Below are 22871 nucleotides of genomic sequence, written 5' to 3' on the forward strand. Positions count from 1 at the left end.
CTCTGTCTTATGTAATGATGAGCTCTTTGACACCTTTTATCGGCTGAGTGAGGTTGGACTGATCCGCGAAATAAACGTGGATTGGTCCTTCTTCAGTTATAGGCTTCCCATTTTGGCTGAAGTGTGCAATGCTTTCCATTGCCTGAGAAAGCGGAACAGAAATTGTTCCTGTTTCTGTGACAAATTCGCATGTATCTGCATGTTCAAGCGGTTCTGCATTTTTCAGCATATCACCCAGCTTCATTCCGAAGCTGCCTGTGACGAGTCTTTCCTTTTCGTACTTCTTCTCTGTTTTTAAAGTGGGTGGAAGTGTTTGTCCTTCTCTGATCACCCGCTCTTGGTCAAGCTCCTGATCCAGCTGACTTTCTTCATTTGCTGCACTTTTTTCAAAAAATGAATCCATTAAAAATTTGCGGTCATCAAAAATCCATACACTTGGATCAATGGTGATCTTGTACTTTACGTTCCCCTTAATTTGAATGATGCTCATGTTCAAGACAACCCCTTTCCACCATAAATTATAGAAGTTTTCGCCTGCTTTGTCACTTTCATAAACATGCATCTCCTTGTACACACTAATCTTACATGAAAGATAGGGAGGATATTGGGCATGGCATGTCGCGACAATGAAGAGCTTCAGCGATTTGTAGAAGAAGCAAAAAAAGTGGCCAAAGATGGCAAAGTAGCATCCTATATTCCCGCTCTCGCCAAAGCGGATCAGACGGATTTATCTGTGGCTGTGTATCATGTGAGTAATACTTGCCACTCGGCAGGAGATGTAGATAAACGCTTTACTCTGCAAAGTATTTCAAAAGTATTAGCCCTTGCGCTCGTACTCTCAGAAGAAGGGCCAAAAAAAGTTTTTCAATTTGTTGGCCAAGAGCCTACAGGTGACCCGTTTAATTCAATGATTAAGCTGGAAACAGCAAGTCCGAATAAGCCGCTGAATCCAATGATTAATGCAGGAGCGCTTGCAGTCACAAGCTTAATAAGAGGTGCGACACCGCAAGATCAGCTAAACCGCCTGCTTGGCTTTATTAGAGAGCTTGCAAATGATAAAAGCATTACATATTGCAAGGAAACAGCCGCATCCGAATTCGAGACATCTATGATTAACCGGGCTATGTGCTATTATATGAAGCAATATCATATTATTAGAGGGAACGTAGAAGAGGTCATGGACGTGTATACGAAACAATGTGCCATCATGATGAACAGCTTAGATTTGGCGAAAATTGCTTGTGTTTTTTCATTAGATGGCAGACATCCAGAGACGGGGCAGCAAATTCTTTCAAAAGATGTCGCTAGAATTTGTAAAACCTTTATGGTGACGTGCGGCATGTACAATGCAAGCGGGGAGTTTGCCATTAATATCGGCATACCCGCTAAAAGCGGTGTTTCAGGCGGGATTATGGGAGCGGCTCCATATGATTTTGGGATCGGAATTTTTGGTCCTGCACTGGATGAAAAAGGGAATAGTATTGCTGGGATTAAGCTGCTTGAGCTCATGAGTGAAAAATATGAGATGAGTATCTTTTAATGATGAATGTCTTCTTTTTATTTTTACAAAGCGAACTGTACAAATCTGCTTGCAATTTTGGGCGTTTCGCTTTATGATAAATAGAAGAATTAGGTACTCGCCTGGGGAACGGAGGGATACTTTTGGCGTCAGAAATTTTAGTCGATCATCGGCAAAAAGCACTGGCTTTATTAAAATTGGATGCAGATAAAATTTTAAAATTGATCCAAGTGCAAATGGACAACTTAACGATGCCGCAATGTCCTCTTTATGAAGAGGTTTTAGATACTCAAATGTTCGGATTATCGAGAGAAATTGATTTCGCTGTCCGGCTTGGATTAGTTGATCAACATGAAGGCAAGAAACTGCTCGATAAACTTGAGAGAGAGCTTTCCGCACTTCATGATGCGTTCACAAAAAAATAATGATTGAAAACTCAAACTTCCATAACTAAGTTTGAGTTTTTTTGTCCTCTATTTTCTTTTGATGGATTGACGGCAAACGGACTTGATTCTTTCATGAATGACGAACAATATAAAAGAGGTAAAACGGGATCAAACGGAGAAAATGTAGTAGAATAAGAACAGCTAAGAAGATATCAAGCAGTAGAAACAGACGTTAGGAAGAGGATTATATGTTAAAGAGAATGCTAAAATCGTATGACTACTCATTATTGTTCGCCATTATCTTAATCAGCGCATTCGGTTTGGTTATGGTGTATAGCTCAAGTATGATTACATCTGTTATCAGATACGATGCCGCGCCAGATAACTTTTTTAAGAAACAGCTCTTATTTATGATTGTTGGAGCAGCCATCTTGATCTTTACAGCATTAGTTCCATATCAGCTGTTTTCAAATAAGAAATTCCAGATTGGTATGCTGCTGCTTTCAGTTTTTTCCCTCATCTATGTATATTTTGGCGGTCATATTGCAGGGAACGCAAGAAGCTGGATCAAATTAGGACCTTTTAGTCTTCAGCCAGCTGAATTTGTGAAGATTGTCGTCATCATCTATCTTGCTGCGGTGTATGCCAAAAAGCAGCATTATATTGATCATATTTTAAGAGGTGTTACGCCTCCGATCGTGATTGTCTCTATCCTGTGCGGATTTATCATTTTGCAGCCAGACTATGGGACAGCCTTTATCATTGGCATGATTGCCCTTGCGATGATTTTATGCTCAGGTTTTAGCGGCAAAACGCTAGCGAAGCTGCTCGCGCTATTTAGTGCAGTAATGGTCGTCGTGACCCCATTTATTATTCTTTTTTGGGATAAAATTTTCACGCAAAATCGTCTCGGACGTTTTGAGAGTTTCCAAGATCCATTTAAAGATGCAGGGGCTACTGGGCATCAATTGATTAATTCATATTATGCCATTGGATCAGGCGGCTTTTTTGGACTCGGTCTAGGAGAAAGCGTTCAAAAGTACGGATATCTGCCAGAACCGCACACAGACTTTATCATGGCAATTATCTCAGAAGAGCTTGGTTTTTTCGGCGTGTTTTTCGTTATCGCTCTTCTTGGTTTCATCGTCGTGAAAGGTTTTTATATTGCGAGAAAGTGTGAAGATCCGTTTGGAAGTTTGCTTGCAATAGGAATTTCCTCCATGATTGCGATCCAAACTTGTATCAATTTAGGCGGTGTTTCAGGTCTTATTCCAATCACTGGGGTGACACTTCCGTTTATCAGCTACGGGGGATCGTCCATCATTTTACTTAGCATCTGTATGGGCATGCTGCTGAATATCAGCATGTTTACTGAATATAAAGAGCGTTACAAAAAGAAAAAATCAATGAGCAAACCATCGGTTGAAAAAAATGGATTGCAGAAAACTTTGAATCTTTAGAAAACAAAAGTGTACAGTTTTCATTTCTTCCTTTATTATAGAGTACATATAAAATTTTAAGGGATATGGAGGAGTGAGAATGTCACAGAGAACAATTCAAAAGGTTCTAGTTGCAAACAGAGGGGAAATCGCTATCAGAGTCTTCAGGGCCTGTACGGAGCTCAACTTACGTACAGTGGCCATTTATTCCAAAGAAGACTCTGGCTCTTATCATCGCTATAAAGCAGATGAAGCATATCTAGTTGGAGAAGGAAAGAAACCGATTGATGCCTACCTTGATATCGAGGGGATCATCGAAATTGCAAAACGAAATGACGTGGATGCGATTCATCCAGGCTACGGATTTTTATCCGAAAACATTCATTTTGCAAGACGATGCGAAGAGGAAGGCATTCAATTTATCGGTCCAACTTCTCAGCATTTAGATATGTTTGGAGATAAAGTAAAGGCGAGAGAAGAAGCGAAAAAAGCTGGTATTCCAGTCATTCCAGGAAGTGACGGACCAGTTGATTCGGTCGAAGAAGTCGAAAAATTCGGTGAAGAATACGGTTACCCGTTTATTATTAAAGCTTCACTAGGCGGCGGCGGCCGGGGTATGCGGATTGTCAGATCAAAAGAAGAGCTGAAGGAAGCCTATGACCGTGCGAAGTCAGAGGCAAAAGCTGCTTTTGGAAATGATGAAGTATACGTTGAAAAGCTGATTGAGAATCCAAAACATATTGAAGTGCAGGTGATTGGTGACAATCACGGCAATATCATTCATTTATATGAGCGTGACTGCTCAGTTCAAAGGCGGCATCAAAAGGTCATTGAAGTGGCGCCAAGTGTGTCTCTAACAGATCAATTGCGTGAAGATATTTGCGAAGCAGCTGTCAAGCTGGCCCAGAATGTATCGTACATTAATGCTGGGACTGTAGAATTCCTTGTTGCAAATGGAGAGTTTTACTTTATTGAAGTTAATCCAAGGGTGCAGGTAGAACACACGATCACAGAAATGATCACAGGTGTCGATATCGTCCAAACCCAAATTCTTGTTGCAAAGGGGCATAACCTTCACAGCAAAGAAGTTGGTATTCCAAAGCAGGAAGATATCTTTACACACGGCTTTGCCATTCAATCAAGGGTCACAACAGAAGATCCGCTCAATGACTTTATGCCAGACACAGGAAAAATTATGGCCTACCGTTCAGGTGGGGGATTTGGTGTACGTCTTGATACAGGGAACAGTTTCCAAGGTGCGGTCATTACACCTTATTACGATTCACTATTGGTCAAGCTGTCCACATGGGCGCTCACATTTGATCAAGCGGCTGCTAAAATGGTCCGAAATTTACAAGAATTCAGGATTCGCGGGATTAAAACAAACATCCCATTTCTTGAAAACGTAGCTAAGCATGAGAAATTCTTAAAAGGAGAATACGATACATCGTTTATCGACTCAACGCCAGAGCTATTTAATTTCCCTAAGCAAAAAGACCGCGGAACGAAGATGTTAACTTATATTGGTAACGTTACCATTAATGGGTTCCCTGGTATTGCGGAGAAAAAGAAGCCTCATTTTGACAAGCCAGACGTACCGAAGCTTCCTCTCAATCAAGAGATCCCGTCTGGGACAAAACAATTGTTAGATACGCATGGACCTGAAGGACTTGCCAACTGGGTGAAAGAACAAAATAACGTCCTTTTAACTGATACAACCTTTAGAGATGCGCATCAGTCTTTGCTTGCGACACGCTTTAGAACTCATGATTTAAAGAAAGTTGCCCAGCCAACAGCAGGTTTATGGCCGGAGCTGTTTAGTATGGAAATGTGGGGCGGTGCTACATTTGATGTCGCGTACCGTTTCTTAAAAGAAGATCCGTGGGAACGATTGAAAGAGCTTCGTCAAGAAGTGCCAAACACACTGTTCCAAATGCTATTAAGATCATCAAACGCTGTCGGATATACAAACTATCCGGATAATGTGATCAAAGCATTTGTAAAAGAATCTGCCGAGGCAGGCATTGACGTGTTCCGTATTTTCGATAGCTTAAACTGGGTCAAAGGCATGACGCTTGCCATTGATTCTGTTCGGGAATCAGGCAAAGTGGCAGAGGCGGCCATTTGTTATACGGGGGACATCCTTGATCCGTCTCGTCCAAAATATGATCTTAGGTACTATGTATCTCTTGCGAAGGAGCTTGAATCTGCCGGCGCACATATTTTAGGTATTAAAGATATGGCGGGGTTATTAAAACCGCAGGCAGCCTATGAGCTAGTCTCTGCTTTAAGAGATGAGCTTACAATCCCTATCCATCTTCATACGCATGACACGAGTGGAAATGGACTGTTCACCTATGCAAGAGCGATTGATGCAGGTGTTGATATTGTGGATGTTGCCGTCAGCTCTATGGCAGGACTCACATCGCAGCCAAGTGCAAGCTCACTTTATTATGCTTTAGATGGACATGAAAGAAAGCCAGACATGAACGTCCAATCTGTCGAACGCCTTTCTCAATACTGGGATTCCGTCAGAAAATACTATCATGAATTCGAAAGCGGCATGAATTCGCCTCATACAGAAATTTATGAGCATGAAATGCCTGGCGGTCAATATAGTAACTTGCAGCAGCAGGCGAAAGGTGTCGGTCTTGGCGAACGCTGGAATGAAGTAAAGGAAATGTACAGACGTGTGAATGACATGTTTGGTGATATTGTAAAGGTAACACCATCCTCTAAAGTAGTTGGAGATATGGCACTTTATATGGTGCAAAATGATCTAACAGAAGAAGATGTCTATGAAAAAGGAGCAACATTAGACTTCCCGGATTCTGTTGTGGAATTATTTAAAGGCTATTTAGGCCAGCCGCATGGCGGATTCCCAGAAAAACTGCAAAAGCTGATTTTAAAAGGGGAAGAGCCTCTTACTGTCAGACCTGGTGAGAAGCTGAAGCCAGTGGACTTTGAAGACATTAAGAAGCAGTTCAAAGAATCTCATGACCTGACGTTAACAGAGCAAGACGCAATTGCGTATGCCCTATATCCAAAAGTCTTTTCTGAATTTGTCCAAACAGCAGAAAGCTATGGTGACATCTCTGTTCTTGATACACCAACGTTCTTCTACGGGATGAGACTTGGAGAAGAGATTGAGGTAGAAATCGAAAAAGGAAAAACCCTTATTGTCAAACTCGTATCAATTGGCGAACCGAATCCAGATGCCACAAGAGTTCTTTACTTTGAGTTAAATGGCCAGCCACGTGAAGTGGTGATTAAGGATGAAAGCATCAAATCCTCCGTTCAAGAAAAAATGAAGGCGGACCGCTCGAATCCAAATCACATCGCCGCGTCGATGCCAGGCACTGTCATTAAAGTACTCGTGGAAAAAGGACAAAAAATTTCACAAGGCGAGCATTTGATGATCAACGAAGCCATGAAAATGGAAACGACTGTACAAGCCCCATTTTCTGCGGTCGTAGATGAAATACATGTGACAAATGGAGAACCGATTCAAACCGGTGATCTGCTCATTGTATTAAAGCCTGAATAAGAAGTGAGACACATCCACCGTGATGTGTCTTTTTTTTGAGCGCATTAAAATGTGCAGCAGCAAGTGAGAGTGATTACACTATAGAGTGAGGTGAAGAAGGTTGGACAAAACTGTTGTGATATGGTTTCGCCGGGATATGCGATTAGATGATCATATCGCCTTATCAAAAGCGATCACATATGCAAAAAAACACGAGTACAAATTATTTGCTCTTTATCATCTAGATCCATTCTTTACTGAAATGGACCTCGATTTAAACAACGAACATTTTTTCCAAAACGTGGCGCATTTCGTCAAGGAAGCAAGAGAATCTCAAATGTATGTTCACCTTCTCTATGGAGATGTCTTGCGTGCCTTTCAGCAAGTTATCGATCTGTATGACATCAAAGCTGTTTTTTTTAATGAAGATCAAGTGGGAATCGGACAAAGGCGTGACCATCACGTAACCGATTTTTTAGAAAAGAAGGGCATTCATGTGTCAAAATGGCAAGATACACACCTTCACGGGGCGCAAGATATTTTAAAAGCGGATGGCACTCATTATCAAGTGTTTACTCCATACTATCAATCATGGCGAAAGCAAGAGAAGCAGCCTGTGATAAAAGTTGACAAATCATTTCTCAGCAGCGCTCATACGATTTGTGATGAGTCACTTTCGCATGAAGGGAATGACAAACTACGCAGCATGATCAAGAAATGCTCAAGGAAATTTGATCAAATCGGCTCACACAAAGCGATGAACACGCTGCATGACTTTATCCAAAAAAGATTAACACGTTACCATGAAAAACGAGATATTCCATCTGTTTTTGGAACGAGCAAGCTGTCACGTTTCTTAAAAACAGGGACAATCTCAATCCGAACGATCTTCCATGCGGTTCAGGAGGAAGCGCTGTTTGAAGACGAGGGCAGAGAAACCTTTATCAAAGAGCTAGCATGGCGAGATTTTTACCATATGATTTATGCTCATTATCCAGAGATGAAAGAAAAAGAAATTAATTCGGCGTTTCAAGGGATGAAATGGAATGAAGATGAGACGCTGTTTAACGCATGGTGTAAAGGTGAAACAGGCTTTCCCCTCGTCGATGCAGGGATGCGGCAGTTAAATGAGGAAGGCTGGATGCATAACCGTTTAAGAATGGTCACCGCCTCATTTTTAACAAAGGACTATTTGATTGATTGGAGAAAGGGAGAAGCGTATTTTGCAAAAAAGCTTGTGGATTATGATGAGGCTTCGAATATCGGAGGATTTCAGTGGGCAGCTTCTGTTGGGACAGATGCCGTTCCATACTTCCGTATTTTTAACCCAACGACTCAGTCAAAGCGATTTGATCCGAGCGGGGAATATATTAGAAGATATGTACCAGAGCTTAAGCATGTCGATGAAAAATGGATTCATGAACCAAGTAAAATGCCGATCGATGAACAACTGAAATCGAGCTGTGTACTAGGGGATACATACCCGCTGCCAACAGTTGATCACGGGGAAAGACGCAAAAAAGCCATCTCGCTATTCGAAGAAGCAAAACAACAATAAAAAAATCCCCCTTTCGGCATGATAGGGGGATGTAAATCTTATTTAAATGGCTCTTTGCTTTCATATTTAAACCGGGCAATAAGTAAGCAGAAGTAGCATAGTACCCCAAACAAACAAGAAATAAAGAATGAGTGAGCCAACGCGTAACCAAGTGCAAGCTGAGAATAAACAGACATCACACCTGAAATGGCTTGAAGTGTAATCAGAATGGCTGAGATGATCCATCCATAATACAGCTGCTTCTGTTCTTTATAATGTTTCATGGCATGGAACATAGCGACAAATATCCAGACGAATAAAAGAAGTGCTGCTGCTCGGTGAGACATTTGAACCCACTGATTAAAATAAGTTGGAAGCGCACCGTCTTTTGAACAAAACGGGAAGACAGAGCAAGCAAGGCTTGACTTTGTATGTCTCACATAAGCACCCGTATAGACAACGATATACGTATACGTGATCAACCCATAAATATGGAACTGCATCTTTTTGCCGATATGAAGCGGCTTCACAAGTTTTGTTTCAGATCTGGTTGCTTCAAAGACAAGAAGGGCAAGCAGTAATACTGAAGCAAATGAAATGAGTGAAATACCGAAATGCAGTGCCATCACAAGTGCGTTAGAACCAAATACGACGGCAAGAGCTCCTAAAAGCGCTTGAAGCACTAAGAATATAATGGACATGATGACCAAAAATTTGGTTTCACGGAATACTGGACTAATTTTTTTCCAGCATAAGACCGCTAGTGCCAGAACAAGAATGGTGGAAACCCCTGTTGACATGCGGTGACTCCATTCGATGATGGAAGCGGGATTCATTTCAGGAAAGAAACGACCGTGGCAAAGGGGCCACTGTCTACCGCAGCCAAGACCCGAACCGGTTTTCGTAACAAGCGCACCGCCAATCAGTACGATCAGCATCACAAATGTTGTGATCACGCTCAATAGCCTTAAAGCAAATTTCATCAAATTATTTCACCTTCTCTAAAAAACTTCTGATGTAAATGAAAACCTCACATGCTCTCAAGTTTAAGCCAAATGCGTGTTCTGTTGCAATTCATAATGACCAAAGTTCACAAAAAAATGATATGTTAGTTCACAAAGTTTACAGATTTAGAGTGCTTGATCTTTCTTTGACAGTCTGATAGAAATAGAGGAGAGAATATTTCATTTTGCACCGCCTTCTGAAACACACATATATCCTAATAAATTCACGAAAAGTTCACAAATAACTTCAAGTTTGTCGTTTATTATTTAATAGGATGTTTTTTTACAGCTGTTTATCTTGTATGATAGAGTTGTAATGATTTTACGTGTCATTCGTTCGTTTGAAGGTTTGGGCAAGGGAGGTTATACACATTGGCAAATTCCAAAACAGCCGCGGAAGCAGCTATTCATGGACAAATAGAAGAAACAACAGCGTGGAAAGATTTTCTTGCTCTGATTAAAATGGGCATCGTCAATTCCAATTTCATTACGACATTTACTGGAATGTGGCTTGCTTTTTATTTTACAGGTATGAGTTTTCTTGGAAATCTTGATATTGTGCTGTTAACAATGATTGGTTCTTCTCTTATTATTGCCGGTTCATGCGCGATTAATAATGCGTTTGACCGTGATATTGATATATTAATGGAAAGAACAAAAACAAGACCGACGGTTACAGGTAAAATTCAGCCGGGGCAAGCGTATGCATTTGGCATTCTGCTTGTTGTATTAGGACTCATTATGCTTCTGATGACAACCATTACATCAGCAGTGATTGGATTTATTGGAGTCTTTACTTATGCGGTTCTTTACACCATGTGGTCTAAACGCCATTACACCATCAATACAGTTATCGGAAGTGTATCTGGCGCGGTTCCGCCATTAATTGGCTGGACAGCTGTCACAGGTACAATCGACACAACGGCTTGGGTTTTGTTTATGATTATGTTCATTTGGCAAATCCCGCACTTCCTATCACTTGCGATTAAGAAAACAGAAGATTACCGTAAGGCGGGCATTCCAATGCTGCCAGTTGTTTACGGCTTTGAAGTCACAAAACGCCAAATCATCATTTGGACAGCATGTCTTCTTCCACTTCCATTTTTCTTAGGTGGATTAGGATGGCCGATTGTCGCACTTGGTACACTGCTTAATATTGGATGGCTTGTTATTGGCCTTATGGGCTTTAAAATGAAAGACGTCATGAAGTGGTCAACGCTCATGTTCGTTTATTCATTAAACTACTTAACCATCTTTTTCGTAGCGATGATTATTATTACACTATTCTAGAGTGAAATACACTTTGATCACATCAAAACAATGGCTATATCTTATAACACAACATTTTCTAACAACTATGAAAGCCGCCTGATATTCAGTTCTATTTAGGCGGCTTTCTGTTTATACATAGATGGTATTTTGAGTAAAAACATCATTTTTTTATGAAAAGAGGAAATGTAAGTGCTTTTATAAGAGGCGGGGGTTATAGATGGGTGAGAAGTGATTTTATAAATAAGAGGTAAAAAGCGAAAGGCAAAGGAGATCAAGCAAAAGGGGTTGGGACAAATTATGATAAGAAAATGGCGTGTTTATTCACTGTTTCTCTTACTGACGCTCGTTTTGGCGGGCTGTGGTGAACCATACTTATCAACACTCAAGCCAGTTGGGGAAGTAGCAGATAAACAGTTTTTCCTAACGGTACTGAGTACACTTATTATGGTTCTTGTCGTCATTGTTGTATCGATCATTTTCTTTTACGTCATCATTAAATTCAAACGTTCTAAAGTGGGAGAAGATACGATTCCAAAGCAGGTGGAAGGGAACCGCAACTTGGAAATCACATGGACAGCGATTCCGATTCTTCTACTTATTATTCTCGTTGTACCTGTTGTGGCATACACGCTTGAACTAGGGGATACAAGCGCTATGGATAAGAAAAAACGAGATCCTGAAAAAACACTTGTTGTGAATGTAAGGGCCAGCTTATATTGGTGGGAATTTGAATACCCTGATTATGGGATTGTCACAAGTCAGGAATTGATCGTACCAACAGATCAAAAGGTGTACTTTAAGCTAAAAGCATCAGATGTCAAACACTCATTCTGGGTTCCATCGGCTGGCGGTAAAATTGATACAAACACAGATAATGAGAACAAATTTTATTTAATCTTTGACTCGAAACGAACGAAAGATGCAGGGGAATATTTCTACGGGAAATGTGCGGAGCTTTGCGGACCGTCACATGCTTTAATGGACTTTAAAGTTAAAACGCTTTCTCAAGATGAGTTCTTAGGATGGACGAAAAAAATGGCTGATTACAAGAAGCCTGAATCCACAAAAGATCTCGCTTTAGAGGGTGAAAAGCTATTTAAAGAGAAAAACTGTTTAAGCTGTCACGCAGTAGAGCCTGGTGACGAACGGCCGGAAGCAGCAAGGACAGCACCAAACCTTGCGACCTTCGGAGAACGGACGAAAGTAGCTGGAATCAAAGACATGAACAAAGAAAATGTGAAAGCATGGCTGAAAGATCCAGAAAGCTTTAAACCAGGTAATAAGATGACAGGAACGTACCCTAAATTAAATGACTCAGAAGCAGATGCACTTTACGAGTATTTAAAAGGTCTTAAAGTCGAGTAACAACTAGAAGCAGATATGCAAGAGGGTATGTGATCGATGTGAAGTTTTTGTTAAGAGCTCCCGAATATGTCTCTACAACCGAGAAGTCGTCATCTGTCAGACATAGTCTGTTTAAAGGATCGTGAAGAAAGACATCTATATGAAAAGGGGCAAATGGGAGATAAGAGGGGGATTTCATGGTGAGTACAATAGCTAAAAAGCGGGGGTTTGGCGCTGTCTTATGGGATTATTTGACAACGGTTGACCACAAAAAAATTGCCATATTATATTTAGTGGCAGGGGGATTTTTCTTTTTGGTTGGCGGAATCGAAGCGATGTTTATCCGTATTCAGCTAGCCATCCCTGAAAGTGATTTTGTCAGTGCAGGGGTTTACAATGAAATCATGACGATGCATGGAACGACAATGATTTTCCTTGCAGCTATGCCGCTTTTATTTGCATTAATGAATGCGGTTGTACCAATTCAAATTGGTGCACGTGACGTAGCATTTCCGTTTGTGAATTCACTTGGTTTTTGGTTATTCTTTTTCGGAGGAATTTTCTTAAACCTTGGATGGTTTATGGGCGGAGCACCTGATGCAGGCTGGACTGCATACGCTTCGCTCACGCTGAATTCAGAAGGGCATGGAATGGATTTCTATATTTTAGGTTTGCAGATAGCGGGTATTGGTACGCTGATTGCCGGGATTAACTTTCTTGCAACGATTATAAATATGAGAGCGCCTGGTATGACGTATATGAGAATGCCGCTCTTTACTTGGACGACATTTGTCGCCTCCGCACTTATTTTATTCGCATTCCCGCCGCTGACAGCAGGGCTTGCGATGCTGATGCTTGATAGAATGTTTGACACGAGCTTTTTCAATCCAGAGCTTGGAGGGAATACAATCATCTGGGAGCATTTGTTCTGGATTTTCGGACACCCGGAAGTATATATCTTGATCCTGCCGGCATTTGGAATCTTCTCTGAGATCATTCCTGTGTTTGCAAGAAAAAGACTGTTTGGCTACTCGTCCATGGTCTTCGCTACTGTATTGATTGGTTTCCTTGGATTCATGGTGTGGGCGCATCACATGTTCACAACAGGGCTTGGACCTATCGCCAATGCGATCTTTGCCGTAGCGACCATGGCAATTGCGGTGCCAACAGGAATTAAAGTGTTCAACTGGCTGCTCACGATATGGGGCGGTAATGTGAAGTTTACAACGCCGATGCTTTATTCTGTTGCCTTTATTCCGTCGTTCTTACTTGGCGGGGTAACCGGGGTCATGCTTGCGGCAGCTGCAGCAGATTATCAGTTCCATGATACGTATTTTGTTGTGGCGCATTTCCATTACGTCATTATCGGCGGGGTTGTATTCGGTATTCTAGCAGGTGTGCATTACTGGTGGCCGAAGATGTTTGGAAAGATACTGAATGAGAAACTTGGAAAAATTGGCTTTGTGCTGTTTTTCATCGGTTTCCACTTAACTTTCTTTATCCAGCATTTTCTCGGTCTATGGGGCATGCCGCGCCGGGTCTTTACGTTCCTGCCAGGTCAGGGTCTCGAGCTTGGGAACTTGATCAGTACGATTGGGGCACTGTTTATGTTTGTAGCTGTTGTGATCATGCTGATTAATATCATTTGGACAACAGCAAAAGGGGAGCGTGTATCGAGCGATCCTTGGGGAGATGGAAGAACACTTGAATGGGCAGTGTCTTCGCCTCCGCCAGAATACAACTTTAAACAGCTTCCGCTTGTGAGAGGACTAGATCCATTATGGATTGAAAAAATGGATGGTAAAAAAGGAATGACAGCATCTGAACCGCTCGATGATATTCACATGCCGAATAATTCCATTTTGCCTGTCATTATCTCATTCGGTCTATTTGTGTCAGCGTTTGGTTTCATGTATCGTCAAGAGCACGACTGGGGGCTTCCAGTGATCTTCATTGGTCTTGGTATTACGTTTGCGACCATGCTCGTTAGGTCTCTGAAAGATGATCATGGATACCATATTCACAAAGAAGATTTGACCGACGACGATGATAAAGGGGTGAAAGCATAATGGAACCACAAAAAATGACGGCGGAAACCTTTCCGGCTTCTCCAGAGAAAGCCACGTTAGAAGGGAAGAATAAGTTTGTCGGGTTCTGGCTGTTTCTTGGAGGAGAAACCGTTCTGTTTGCATCGCTTTTCGCCACGTATTTGGCGCTGAAAAACTCAAATGCAGGCGGAGCAAAAACAACTGATATGTTTGACCTCACACTTGTCTTTATTGCCACAATGCTTCTATTAACGAGCAGTTTAACGAGTGTGTATGCCATGTATCATATGAAAAACTTTGCCTTTAAAAAGATGCAGCTTTGGCTTGGTATCACGGTCCTTTTAGGTGCTGGATTTTTAGGGGTTGAGATTTATGAGTTTTATCACTACGTGCATGCGTATGAATTTACGATTACCAGCTCAGCTCTTGGTTCTTCCTTCTATACACTTGTAGGAACTCACGGAGCTCACGTCGCCTTCGGACTTTGCTGGATTACCGCTCTCATGATTCGAAATATGAGACGCGGACTCGATTTATACAATGCACCGAAATATTATGTGGCAAGTCTCTATTGGCACTTCATTGATGTTGTGTGGGTCTTCATCTTTACCGTTGTATATTTAATGGGAATGGTGGGATAAGAATGGGAAATAAAAACACAAATCAGTCCAAAGTCGACCTTGTATATCGTAAAAAGAAAAATGCCGAAGAAATGAAACATCAGCTCATTTCTTTCGGCTTGATGATTGGATTAACATTTGTTGCGTTTTTAACGATCGCCTCAGAAGACGTTGGAAATTGGTTCGCTGTACCATTTATTTTACTGCTTGCAGGCATTCAGGTGGCTTTTCAGCTTTATTATTTTATGCACATGAACCAAAAAGGGCATGAAACACCCGCCTTGTTTCTATACTCAGGTGTGTTTGTTGCGTTTATTACCGTATTAGCCTTTTTGACCATTATATGGTGGTAAACCCGCTTTGCCCTTGAAGGAGGCGCAGCAATGGAGAACTTAGAAATATTCGGATTTCGGGCATTATGGAGCCCTTATTATTTGACCTGTATTGTGATAGCAGCTGCTCTTTATCTGCTTCTTGTGACAAAGGGGAAGCACCGTGCGACGGTGAAAGAGAAAACGTTATTTCTGACGGGGCTTGTTCTGTTATATGCTGTGAAAGGGAGCCCAATTGATTTAATGGGGCATATTATGTTTAGTGCACATATGGCGCAAATGGCAGTGCTCTATTTAGTCATCCCGCCTCTCCTTATTACAGGATTGCCTGCAGCCATCTGGGAGCGGATCATTCAAACACCAGGTATTCAAGCTGTTTTCCGTTTGTTTTCCAAGCCTTTAATTGCACTGCTTGGGTTTAACGGCTTGTTTTCGCTGTATCACATTCCACTTGTGTTTGATTTTGTGAAAACAGATCCGTTTTACCATGCATTGATGACGGTTGTTATTTTTATCGCTGCCTTTTTCATGTGGTGGCCGCTTGTCCATAAAGTCCAAAGTCTGCCACAGATCACAGGCATTTTGAAGCTTGGATATATCATGGCAGACGGGATATTGATGACTCCGGCCTGTGCACTCATCATGTTTAGTGAGGCACCGATCTATGCAACCTATTCTGATGCGGGTGCATGGATACAAGCACTGCATTTATGTGTGCCAAGTGATATGCTTGCAGGCCTTGCTCTCACTGGTCCTGAAATGTTCCACACCTTGCCACTGCTAGAGGATCAGCAGCTAGGTGCCATTTTGATGAAAATTATTCAGGAGATTGTGTACGGCTCTATTCTTGCTGTTGTCTTCTTTGACTGGGCAAGAAAAGAAAGAGCAAAAGATGCCGTACCAGATGCGCTTATTCCGAAATATGAATAAAAAAGCACAGCCGACTGGCTGTGCTTTCATCTTAGAAAAAGGGCTAAAAGATCATTTTAGCCTTGTTTTATGCTTCAGCCGTCATGGCTTCTAGTTTTTCCTTCAGCTGTGCGAGTGTTTTTTTGCTTGATTGGATGAGAGACTTAGGGAATTCTTCGCCTTCGCCATATTCAACGCCATGTGGATAATAATGTTTTCCAAGTAATGGTGTTAGAAGCTGGATGTGTGCCTTTTTGGAACCGACATCTCCTTCAGTGGCGTAGCCGGAAATTCGTAAATAAAAGGTTCCCTCTACCATGCTGTACTTTCTGTCGTACGTCACACGCTCATAATCCCATTGATCGGCTCGTACAAATCCTTCACTTTCCATAATGAAATCTAATTTATTTAAGTCAGCTGATACCTCTTCAATCCCCGTACCTTCAAACTTCACCCAAAACCCCTCCTTATAAAATTTCCCTTTACTGACAATCATAGTATGAAAGCGTTAAACTTTCAACTGTGAAAGGTATGTTCTTTTATAAGCTGGTTACAGTAATAAAGAAAATAACGGATGGAGGAATCAACGTGAAAACGAAAAAAATCAAAGATATTATGACAAAAAAAGTAGTGACATGTCAGCAAGATGACAATACGTATGAAGCAGCAGTCAAAATGAGAGATGCTGACATCGGTGCCATTCCAGTAGTTGACGGAGAACAGCTCGTTGGAATAGTGACAGACCGTGACCTTGTGCTTAGAGGCATTGCAGAAAAAAAGCCAAATTCACAGGAAGTGGGCTCGCTGATGACAAAGGAAGTACTAACTGCTGAAGAAGATGCAACGCTTGAAGAAATTGTCCGGCTCATGTCAGAGCATCAGCTCCGCCGCATTCCCGTTGTGAAAAACGGTGCATTAACAGGGATTGTCGCTCTTGGAGATTTATCAGTCGAAGATTTATCAAATGATCGCGCGGGAGATGCACTGACAGAAATCTCTCAACAGGATCAAGATCATGGACAAGGATTTCTTCATTAAGAGGGGCATATTTTAAATTCGTGTTAAATAGGCTGTATTGTCGTTGATAAATGGAGCAAGTTTTGTTTAAATGACAGTAGAAGGTACTTTTTGTACCTTGCCAATTTAACGGAGGTGTTTATTTGAAAACTGTGCTCAAAACACTCCTCATCCTCCTGATTATATCTGGAACGTACGTTCTGTTTATTCAATATGGATCTTCACCAGAAAAAGAAAACAGCAATGAACCGAAGGTGTCTAATGAAGAAACATCTAGCGATAAGCCGATCAATATCCCAAAGAAGGGGCTCATGTCCTTTATGGGGAAATCTTCAAACGAAGTGCTTAAACAGCTGGGAGAACCAGATCGCATTGATCCTTCCGCATATGATTATGACTGGTGGATTTACAACCAATCGAAGAAGCACTATATTCAAGTAGGGGTAAAGGATAGTAAAGTGGTGACCTTGTTTGCAACAGGAGACGGACTGAATGTAGAACCATTTAAAATCGGTCAAGCCACAAGTGAAGTATTTAAGAAAACACAAATTGCACCTTACATTCATGTAGAGGATGAACAAAATTCATACCGCTTTGAATTCTCAGAAGATGATATGAATACAAGACCCACTGTGAAAGTGGGAGATGATGTGTATGTTCAGCTTTACATGGATAAGTTTGAAAGCACCCTTTCAAGTATCAGGGCCTTCAACGCAGATACATTTGTGAAACAAAAGCCGTATGAGGTCGTCTACCGAGGTCAATTGGTAGAACCTGAGCCAATATCGGGCGAAAAGTGGAAAGATATCGAAACATCCAGTCAAAAACAAATTTTTGATATGACCAATATTATCCGCCATAAGTACAACCTGCCGATCTTAAAGTGGGATGATGAAACCTCTGAAGTGGCCTTTATGCATAGTGAGGACATGAAAGAGAATCATTATTTCTCCCATGAATCTAAAAAATACGGTACGCTGAAAGACCGGTTAGAAAGAGGCGAGGTGGGCTTTCAGCTCGCAGGTGAAAACATTGCCTATAACTATGTCGATGGACCTGCAGCGGTAGAGGGCTGGCTCAATAGTGAAGGTCACAGGAAGGCGTTATTAAATAAAGATTACACGCATCTTGGCGTAGGAGTGAAAGAAAAATATTACACCCAGAATTTCATCAAGAAATCATCTTAAACGAAAGCAGCTGCATAAGTCGCAGCTGTTTTTTGATGTTTAAAAAGAGGCTCACCAAAATAGATGCTGGTGTATATAGTATAGTAGGCATTTGTATGGGGGGTGAGGATATGACAAACAAGCAAAAACAAACATCCATTGATGAATTTAAACAATTCGTCAGACGCCATCCGAAGTTAATTCAAGAAGTGCAAACGCAAGAAAAAAGCTGGCAAAGTGTCTACGAGAATTGGGTCATGTTTGGTGAGGAAGATGAGATGTGGTCACCTTACCGGCAATCGAAATCTGAAGACACTAAAGAAGAAAAAGCCTCTAAGCCAAGTGAAGCAGGAAAAGCAGATTTTATGTCTAAAATGGTTTCTGCTGTGAAAAAAATGGACGCTGATCAAATGAATGAACAGATTAACAAAATGAGCCAGTCTATTTCCTCTTTACAAAGCTTACTCGGCCAATTTTCATCCAATGGTTCAAAGAAAGGTTCATCTGGAGGCAGTCAGCACCCATTCTCCTTCAGGAAAGATTAAGTGAAAGGGGATGCTTCTGGTGCGAAAAGAAGTACAGGAATTTGTCATGGCCGAAGAGGATCGAATCAAATTCATAAGGCAGCGTCCTCTCTGGTACAGACAGCTGACGCGACATCCTGAAAATCTCTCGTCCTTTGAATTAGATAAAATGAACTTTTACGAAAAAACCATTCCTCATCGTGTAAGTCAGTTGAGCAATAGCGTCCAAATGGCTGAAATGATGATTCAAATGTTCCAAGCAATGCGCAATCAAAATGGAGCCGGTTGAGGCTTTTTTGAGTTGATTAAGATGTCTATTTCCTGAGCATCCTATAAAAGTAGATGAAAGGAGAATCAGATGATGAAATGGATGCTGTCAATAGGCGCATTGCTTTTTCTTGTTACCGGGTGTCAAAGTCAACATGGAGAAGAGCAAGTGATCAAGCAAGACCCAGCAGTACCAGTCATGCAGCAAACCAAAAGCGAAATGCAGCAGCAAGGCTTTTTGAAATACAAAGTGCAAGGATCGTCGGTCTATATAGAAAGTACACTTCAAGATTTTCATCTTCAGCCAGAGCGTCTAAAAAAGAACGAGAAGGCGGGATATTTCACAGTGTATGTAGACGGGAAACGTGCAGGGAATGAGTATACTGCGGCATTTGTGGTCAAGCACCTTTCAAAAGGAAAGCATAAAATGACCGTTGTGCTGAATTCTCGTCATCCAGAATATAAACAGAAAAGAGAAACATGGGATGTATTTGTCACGTAAAAGCATTTTCTGATCCATAGGTTTCGTGGTAAACTATGAATTGGAGGTGCAACATTTATGTATGCGACAATCGAATCTGTGGAGCTCCAAGAGGAAGCAAATCAATTGGCTGCCATGATTCTTCAGTCGGAGGAGGCTGAACATTACCGCAACTGCTTTAAGCGTCTCCAGCAAGACGAAGAAGCCCAACAAATTATTGCCCATTTTACAAAAGTAAAAGAGCAATATGAGGATGTGCAGCGGTTCGGCAAATACCATCCGGACTATAGAACGATCTCAAAGGAAATGCGTGAGGTCAAAAGAAAGCTAGATCTTCACGATACAGTGGTTGATTTCAAAAAAGCAGAAACAGCGATTCAATCCATCTTAGATGAGATTAGTATTGAAATCGGTCAAGCTGTATCAGCATATATTAAAGTTCCAACAGGGAACCCATATTTTGATGGTCTATCATCATGCGGCGGTGGCTGTGGATCAGGTGGCAGCTGCGGCTGTAAAGTATCTTGACGAGACTTGAATGTCTCGTCTTTTACATAATGAATGAAAAGAATTGAAAAGCGGCAGGTGAAAAGATGGAAACCAAACGTCAAGGGATGGTCGTCTGGCTGCATTCGTTAAAGCAGTCAAAAGCGCTAAGAAAATTCGGGAATGTTCACTATATTTCAAGGAAAATGAAATATGCGGTGATCTATTGTGATATGAATGATCTTGAGCGCCATATGGCTAAGCTCAGCTCGTTACCATTTGTGAAACGTGTTGAGCCTTCATATAAACCTTTTATTAAATTAGAGTACGAATCCAAATTGGACAAAGCAAAAGAGTATGATTATAAGGTGGGCTTTTAAAGACACAAAAAAATCCCCGCGGCATCACCCGCGGGGTCCTTCTATTCTTAATGATTCATTAAGGAGAAGGCAAAGGGAGAGGAGAAACCGGAGGAAGAACTTATGGGGAAACGTAAGTCTTCTCCGCGGTTGGCAACAGCACCACATCAGATGCTGTTATAAGTAGTATGACCCCGGATTTCTTGATCTATACATAGAAAATGAATGAAAATCCGCGCATTGTTCCTTGAGGAGTGATGTGGTAAGATAATGTTGAATTTTTTGTCATCAACAATGACCAATAGAAGCAAGCAGAAAAAGTGGTGGAAAAATGAGAGTCATCTCTGGAACGAGAAAAGGCCGCACACTTAAAGCGGTACCAGGTCAATCAACAAGACCGACGACAGATAAAGTAAAAGAATCGATATTTAATATGATCGGCCCGTATTTCGATGGTGGATGGGCTCTTGATTTATTTGCAGGAAGCGGTGGTTTAGGAATTGAAGCGCTTTCTAGAGGATTCGATCATTGCATATTTGTTGATCGAGATATGAAGGCGATTCAGACGATTAAAGGCAACCTGAATCAATTGTCGCTAATGGATCAAAGTGAAGTGTTTCGAAATGAAGCAAAGCGTGCACTCGCAGCTGTTGTGAAACGAGAGGAATCCTTTCAAGCCATCTTCCTTGATCCGCCCTATAAAGATCAACAGCTAAAAGCACTTCTTGAAATGATTGACGAGCACGCCTTGTTAACAGATGACGGCGTGATCGTGTGTGAGCACGATAAAGATGTGAAGCTGCCAGAAGAAGCAGGACAACTTCACATCACAAGACAGGAACTGTACGGATTGACTGGTATTACGATCTATAGAAAGCGGGGAAATTAATATGGGGAACATAGCCGTTTGTCCGGGCAGCTTCGATCCAGTCACATTGGGGCATTTGGATATCATCAAAAGAGGTGCAAAGATTTTTGATGAAGTGTATGTATGTGTATTAAATAATTCATCTAAAAAACCGTTATTTACTGTTGAAGAACGGTGTGAGCTTATTCGCCAAGCGACGAAGGAGCTGCCAAATATCAAAGTTGAATCCTTTCACGGCCTTCTCGTTGATTATGCGAAGCAAAAAGAAGCCAAAGTCATTTTACGCGGACTAAGGGCTGTGACGGACTTTGAGTATGAGATGCAAGGCACCTCAATGAACAAAGTGTTAGACGATGAAATTGAAACGTTTTTTATGATGACCAACAATCAATATTCCTTCTTAAGCTCCAGCATTGTCAAAGAAGTAGCGAAATATCATGGGGCAGTCAAAGATCTTGTACCAAAAGAGGTAGAGGCAGCGCTGAAGGAAAAATTTAATGGATGAGTGCACCCAGCACTCATCCATTTTTTAATTTCCGATAGTAGAGCGCGATATACACAATCAAGCTGCAAAGTGTGATCAAAGGACCAGCTGTCACAAGCTGATTCCAAAGCACGCTGCTGAACATGACGACCTGCTGGCCTGCATCAAAGGCACCCGCCGGGAGAGCGATGTCTGATCGAGAGACATAAAGAGGCTTGAATAATAAAAAGGCAAAAACAGCTGCATAAATCCCGTGAAGCAAACGGGCGAAGAAAAATGGTTTAAAGCGGATATCGGTTGCCGCTAGAATGCCCGCGACTTGGGCTTGAACAGAAAACCCGCTGAATCCTAAAATAAAGCTGACCACAATGGTTTTAGCGAGAAGGGTGACTTCCTGTGCCCCCGTCATCTGGCTTCCTAATGTGATTTCAAATAAACCGGCAATCATGGCAAGGTCTAATTCTGGCGGAAGATGCATCGTTTGCAGCATATATCCGAGCCCTATGGATAAAAGGTCTGTCACATGGACAACTGACAGCATTTTGCTAAACACAGAAAATAAGATAATAAAGCCGCCAATCATAAAGAGTGTTTGGACTGATGACATGACTGCATCACTTAAAATTTGGCCGAGCGGTCTTTTCTCTGCGAGTCTTGCTGTATGAAGAGCATTGAATGCCTCTTTAAACGGCGGGAATAAAAATTTCTTACGGCTTCTTAGATGCGCATCATGCCTCGCTTTATATCCCCGCATCGTCACACCAACAGCAAGGTTCCCTAAATAATGTGCGCTTGCCAATACAATGCCTAGAGCAGGGTGATGAAAAAAACCAACAGCCACCGCACCGAAAATAAACAATGGATTCGATGAATTTGTAAAGGAAACGAGACGCTCTGCTTCGATCCGCGTCAGCTGCCTTTCCTGCCTCAATCTTGTCGTTAATTTCGCACCGGAAGGAAACCCTGAAGCCATTCCCATTGCTAGGACAAATCCGCCTACACCTGGCACCCGGAAGATGGGGCGCATAAATGGCTCTAATAATACTCCGACAAATCTGACAATCCCAAAACTAATTAATAGCTCGGACAAAATAAAAAAAGGAAGCAATGATGGAAACACAACCTCCCACCACATTGCAAGTCCATTTTTCGACGCTTGCAAAGAGGCTTGTGGGTGTGTAATCACAGTGGCTGTTAAAAAAATAAAAAAAGCAGCGATGAACAGAGTGTTCCATTTTTTCATGGAGATTTCGCCCCTTGCCGTTATGATCTATTGGCGAGCT

At 41.7% G+C, this 22871-nt stretch carries 24 protein-coding genes; 20 read left to right on the forward strand and 4 right to left on the reverse strand.

What is annotated here, in order from left to right:
• Positions 1-7: 7 nt before the first annotated feature.
• Positions 8-490, reverse strand: coding sequence for a hypothetical protein (locus tag ACN6NB_RS06940; protein WP_039183087.1), 483 nt, complete (start codon positions 488-490; stop codon positions 8-10).
• 120 nt (positions 491-610) lie between these two features.
• Here ACN6NB_RS06940 and glsA point away from each other — a divergent pair, with 120 nt between their 5' ends.
• The 5 genes from glsA to ACN6NB_RS06965 all read left to right on the forward strand — a co-directional run bounded on the left by glsA (position 611) and on the right by ACN6NB_RS06965 (position 8428).
• Positions 611-1540, forward strand: a complete 930-nt coding sequence (glsA, locus tag ACN6NB_RS06945) for a glutaminase A (RefSeq protein WP_034281651.1) — start codon at positions 611-613, stop codon at positions 1538-1540.
• Between the two features lie 122 nt (positions 1541-1662).
• On the forward strand, positions 1663-1944 hold the full coding sequence (locus tag ACN6NB_RS06950; protein WP_003212509.1) for an Fpa/YlaN family protein: 282 nt from the start codon (positions 1663-1665) through the stop codon (positions 1942-1944).
• Positions 1945-2153: 209 nt separating this feature from the next.
• Complete coding sequence (gene ftsW, locus ACN6NB_RS06955) at positions 2154-3365, forward strand: putative lipid II flippase FtsW (RefSeq protein WP_039178273.1); 1212 nt, start codon at positions 2154-2156, stop codon at positions 3363-3365.
• A 79-nt stretch (positions 3366-3444) separates the two neighbouring features.
• On the forward strand, positions 3445-6891 hold the full coding sequence (pyc, locus tag ACN6NB_RS06960) for a pyruvate carboxylase (protein WP_474253282.1): 3447 nt from the start codon (positions 3445-3447) through the stop codon (positions 6889-6891).
• Positions 6892-6991: 100 nt separating this feature from the next.
• On the forward strand, positions 6992-8428 hold the full coding sequence (locus ACN6NB_RS06965) for a cryptochrome/photolyase family protein (RefSeq protein WP_257218364.1): 1437 nt from the start codon (positions 6992-6994) through the stop codon (positions 8426-8428).
• Positions 8429-8466: 38 nt separating this feature from the next.
• Here the strand turns inward: ACN6NB_RS06965 and ACN6NB_RS06970 are convergent, their stop codons facing one another.
• Entirely contained in the window at positions 8467-9390 is a 924-nt protein-coding gene (locus ACN6NB_RS06970; protein WP_039178279.1) for a COX15/CtaA family protein, read from the reverse strand.
• Between the two features lie 393 nt (positions 9391-9783).
• On the opposite strand from ACN6NB_RS06970, the gene cyoE reads away from it, so the two are divergent.
• From cyoE to ctaG, 6 genes are all read left to right on the forward strand, one after another.
• Positions 9784-10701, forward strand: coding sequence for a heme o synthase (cyoE, locus tag ACN6NB_RS06975; protein WP_003211774.1), 918 nt, complete (start codon positions 9784-9786; stop codon positions 10699-10701).
• Positions 10702-10980: 279 nt separating this feature from the next.
• Entirely contained in the window at positions 10981-12048 is a 1068-nt protein-coding gene (coxB, locus tag ACN6NB_RS06980) for a cytochrome c oxidase subunit II (RefSeq protein WP_039178282.1), read from the forward strand.
• A gap of 176 nt (positions 12049-12224) precedes the next feature.
• Positions 12225-14096, forward strand: a complete 1872-nt coding sequence (gene ctaD, locus ACN6NB_RS06985; protein WP_039178285.1) for a cytochrome c oxidase subunit I — start codon at positions 12225-12227, stop codon at positions 14094-14096.
• Complete coding sequence (gene ctaE, locus ACN6NB_RS06990) at positions 14096-14716, forward strand: cytochrome c oxidase subunit III (protein ID WP_024424780.1); 621 nt, start codon at positions 14096-14098, stop codon at positions 14714-14716. Before ctaD ends, ctaE begins: the two co-directional genes overlap by 1 nt.
• Positions 14717-14718: 2 nt before the next feature.
• Positions 14719-15048 (forward strand): cytochrome c oxidase subunit IVB, encoded by a 330-nt coding sequence (ctaF, locus tag ACN6NB_RS06995; RefSeq protein WP_024426910.1) that lies wholly within the window; start codon positions 14719-14721, stop codon positions 15046-15048.
• 30 nt (positions 15049-15078) lie between these two features.
• The gene (ctaG, locus tag ACN6NB_RS07000) at positions 15079-15957 is read left to right on the forward strand and encodes a cytochrome c oxidase assembly factor CtaG (protein WP_041084946.1); all 879 of its coding nucleotides are present in this window, start codon (positions 15079-15081) and stop codon (positions 15955-15957) included.
• Between the two features lie 67 nt (positions 15958-16024).
• Here ctaG and ACN6NB_RS07005 read toward each other — a convergent pair whose 3' ends face one another.
• Positions 16025-16390, reverse strand: a complete 366-nt coding sequence (locus ACN6NB_RS07005) for a YugN family protein (protein ID WP_039178290.1) — start codon at positions 16388-16390, stop codon at positions 16025-16027.
• A gap of 161 nt (positions 16391-16551) precedes the next feature.
• Between ACN6NB_RS07005 and ACN6NB_RS07010 the strand changes: the two genes are divergently transcribed.
• The 9 genes from ACN6NB_RS07010 to coaD all read left to right on the forward strand — a co-directional run bounded on the left by ACN6NB_RS07010 (position 16552) and on the right by coaD (position 21609).
• Positions 16552-16974, forward strand: coding sequence for a CBS domain-containing protein (locus ACN6NB_RS07010; RefSeq protein WP_039183094.1), 423 nt, complete (start codon positions 16552-16554; stop codon positions 16972-16974).
• Between the two features lie 122 nt (positions 16975-17096).
• A complete protein-coding gene (locus tag ACN6NB_RS07015) occupies positions 17097-18140 on the forward strand; it encodes a CAP domain-containing protein (RefSeq protein WP_058837749.1) in 1044 nt (347 codons plus the stop codon).
• Positions 18141-18250: 110 nt separating this feature from the next.
• Positions 18251-18664: a YlbD family protein gene (locus tag ACN6NB_RS07020; RefSeq protein WP_064498407.1), complete on the forward strand. Its 414-nt coding sequence runs from the start codon at positions 18251-18253 to the stop codon at positions 18662-18664.
• 19 nt (positions 18665-18683) lie between these two features.
• On the forward strand, positions 18684-18932 hold the full coding sequence (locus ACN6NB_RS07025; RefSeq protein WP_039178297.1) for a YlbE-like family protein: 249 nt from the start codon (positions 18684-18686) through the stop codon (positions 18930-18932).
• 72 nt (positions 18933-19004) lie between these two features.
• Entirely contained in the window at positions 19005-19412 is a 408-nt protein-coding gene (locus tag ACN6NB_RS07030) for a hypothetical protein (RefSeq protein WP_039178300.1), read from the forward strand.
• Between the two features lie 57 nt (positions 19413-19469).
• Entirely contained in the window at positions 19470-19919 is a 450-nt protein-coding gene (gene ricF, locus ACN6NB_RS07035) for a regulatory iron-sulfur-containing complex subunit RicF (RefSeq protein ID WP_007499807.1), read from the forward strand.
• Positions 19920-19984: 65 nt separating this feature from the next.
• On the forward strand, positions 19985-20257 hold the full coding sequence (locus ACN6NB_RS07040; protein WP_003212137.1) for a YlbG family protein: 273 nt from the start codon (positions 19985-19987) through the stop codon (positions 20255-20257).
• Between the two features lie 310 nt (positions 20258-20567).
• The gene (gene rsmD / locus ACN6NB_RS07045) at positions 20568-21125 is read left to right on the forward strand and encodes a 16S rRNA (guanine(966)-N(2))-methyltransferase RsmD (protein WP_039178303.1); all 558 of its coding nucleotides are present in this window, start codon (positions 20568-20570) and stop codon (positions 21123-21125) included.
• A gap of 1 nt (position 21126) precedes the next feature.
• Positions 21127-21609 (forward strand): pantetheine-phosphate adenylyltransferase, encoded by a 483-nt coding sequence (gene coaD / locus ACN6NB_RS07050; RefSeq protein WP_024426917.1) that lies wholly within the window; start codon positions 21127-21129, stop codon positions 21607-21609.
• A 13-nt stretch (positions 21610-21622) separates the two neighbouring features.
• Here the strand turns inward: coaD and ylbJ are convergent, their stop codons facing one another.
• Entirely contained in the window at positions 21623-22831 is a 1209-nt protein-coding gene (gene ylbJ / locus ACN6NB_RS07055; protein WP_106025212.1) for a sporulation integral membrane protein YlbJ, read from the reverse strand.
• Positions 22832-22871 lie beyond the last annotated feature (40 nt).

This window comes from Bacillus sp. 11B20, from assembly GCF_056098985.1.

Excerpts from the sequence above, each read along its gene's own strand:
- ctaF (WP_024426910.1), top strand. The coding sequence starts at position 14,719 with ATGGGAAATAAAAACACAAATCAGTCCAAAGTCGACCTTGTATATCGT.
- ctaE (WP_024424780.1), top strand. The coding sequence starts at position 14,096 with ATGGAACCACAAAAAATGACGGCGGAAACCTTTCCGGCTTCTCCAGAG.
- ctaD (WP_039178285.1), top strand. The coding sequence starts at position 12,225 with ATGGTGAGTACAATAGCTAAAAAGCGGGGGTTTGGCGCTGTCTTATGG.
- glsA (WP_034281651.1), top strand. The coding sequence starts at position 611 with ATGGCATGTCGCGACAATGAAGAGCTTCAGCGATTTGTAGAAGAAGCA.
- ACN6NB_RS06970 (WP_039178279.1), bottom strand. The coding sequence starts at position 9,390 with ATGAAATTTGCTTTAAGGCTATTGAGCGTGATCACAACATTTGTGATG.
- ACN6NB_RS06940 (WP_039183087.1), bottom strand. The coding sequence starts at position 490 with ATGAGCATCATTCAAATTAAGGGGAACGTAAAGTACAAGATCACCATT.
- ylbJ (WP_106025212.1), bottom strand. The coding sequence starts at position 22,831 with ATGAAAAAATGGAACACTCTGTTCATCGCTGCTTTTTTTATTTTTTTA.
- coaD (WP_024426917.1), top strand. The coding sequence starts at position 21,127 with ATGGGGAACATAGCCGTTTGTCCGGGCAGCTTCGATCCAGTCACATTG.
- ACN6NB_RS07030 (WP_039178300.1), top strand. The coding sequence starts at position 19,005 with ATGAAATGGATGCTGTCAATAGGCGCATTGCTTTTTCTTGTTACCGGG.
- rsmD (WP_039178303.1), top strand. The coding sequence starts at position 20,568 with ATGAGAGTCATCTCTGGAACGAGAAAAGGCCGCACACTTAAAGCGGTA.
- ctaG (WP_041084946.1), top strand. The coding sequence starts at position 15,079 with ATGGAGAACTTAGAAATATTCGGATTTCGGGCATTATGGAGCCCTTAT.
- ACN6NB_RS07010 (WP_039183094.1), top strand. The coding sequence starts at position 16,552 with ATGACAAAAAAAGTAGTGACATGTCAGCAAGATGACAATACGTATGAA.
- pyc (WP_474253282.1), top strand. The coding sequence starts at position 3,445 with ATGTCACAGAGAACAATTCAAAAGGTTCTAGTTGCAAACAGAGGGGAA.
- ricF (WP_007499807.1), top strand. The coding sequence starts at position 19,470 with ATGTATGCGACAATCGAATCTGTGGAGCTCCAAGAGGAAGCAAATCAA.
- ftsW (WP_039178273.1), top strand. The coding sequence starts at position 2,154 with ATGTTAAAGAGAATGCTAAAATCGTATGACTACTCATTATTGTTCGCC.
- ACN6NB_RS07040 (WP_003212137.1), top strand. The coding sequence starts at position 19,985 with ATGGAAACCAAACGTCAAGGGATGGTCGTCTGGCTGCATTCGTTAAAG.
- ACN6NB_RS07020 (WP_064498407.1), top strand. The coding sequence starts at position 18,251 with ATGACAAACAAGCAAAAACAAACATCCATTGATGAATTTAAACAATTC.
- coxB (WP_039178282.1), top strand. The coding sequence starts at position 10,981 with ATGATAAGAAAATGGCGTGTTTATTCACTGTTTCTCTTACTGACGCTC.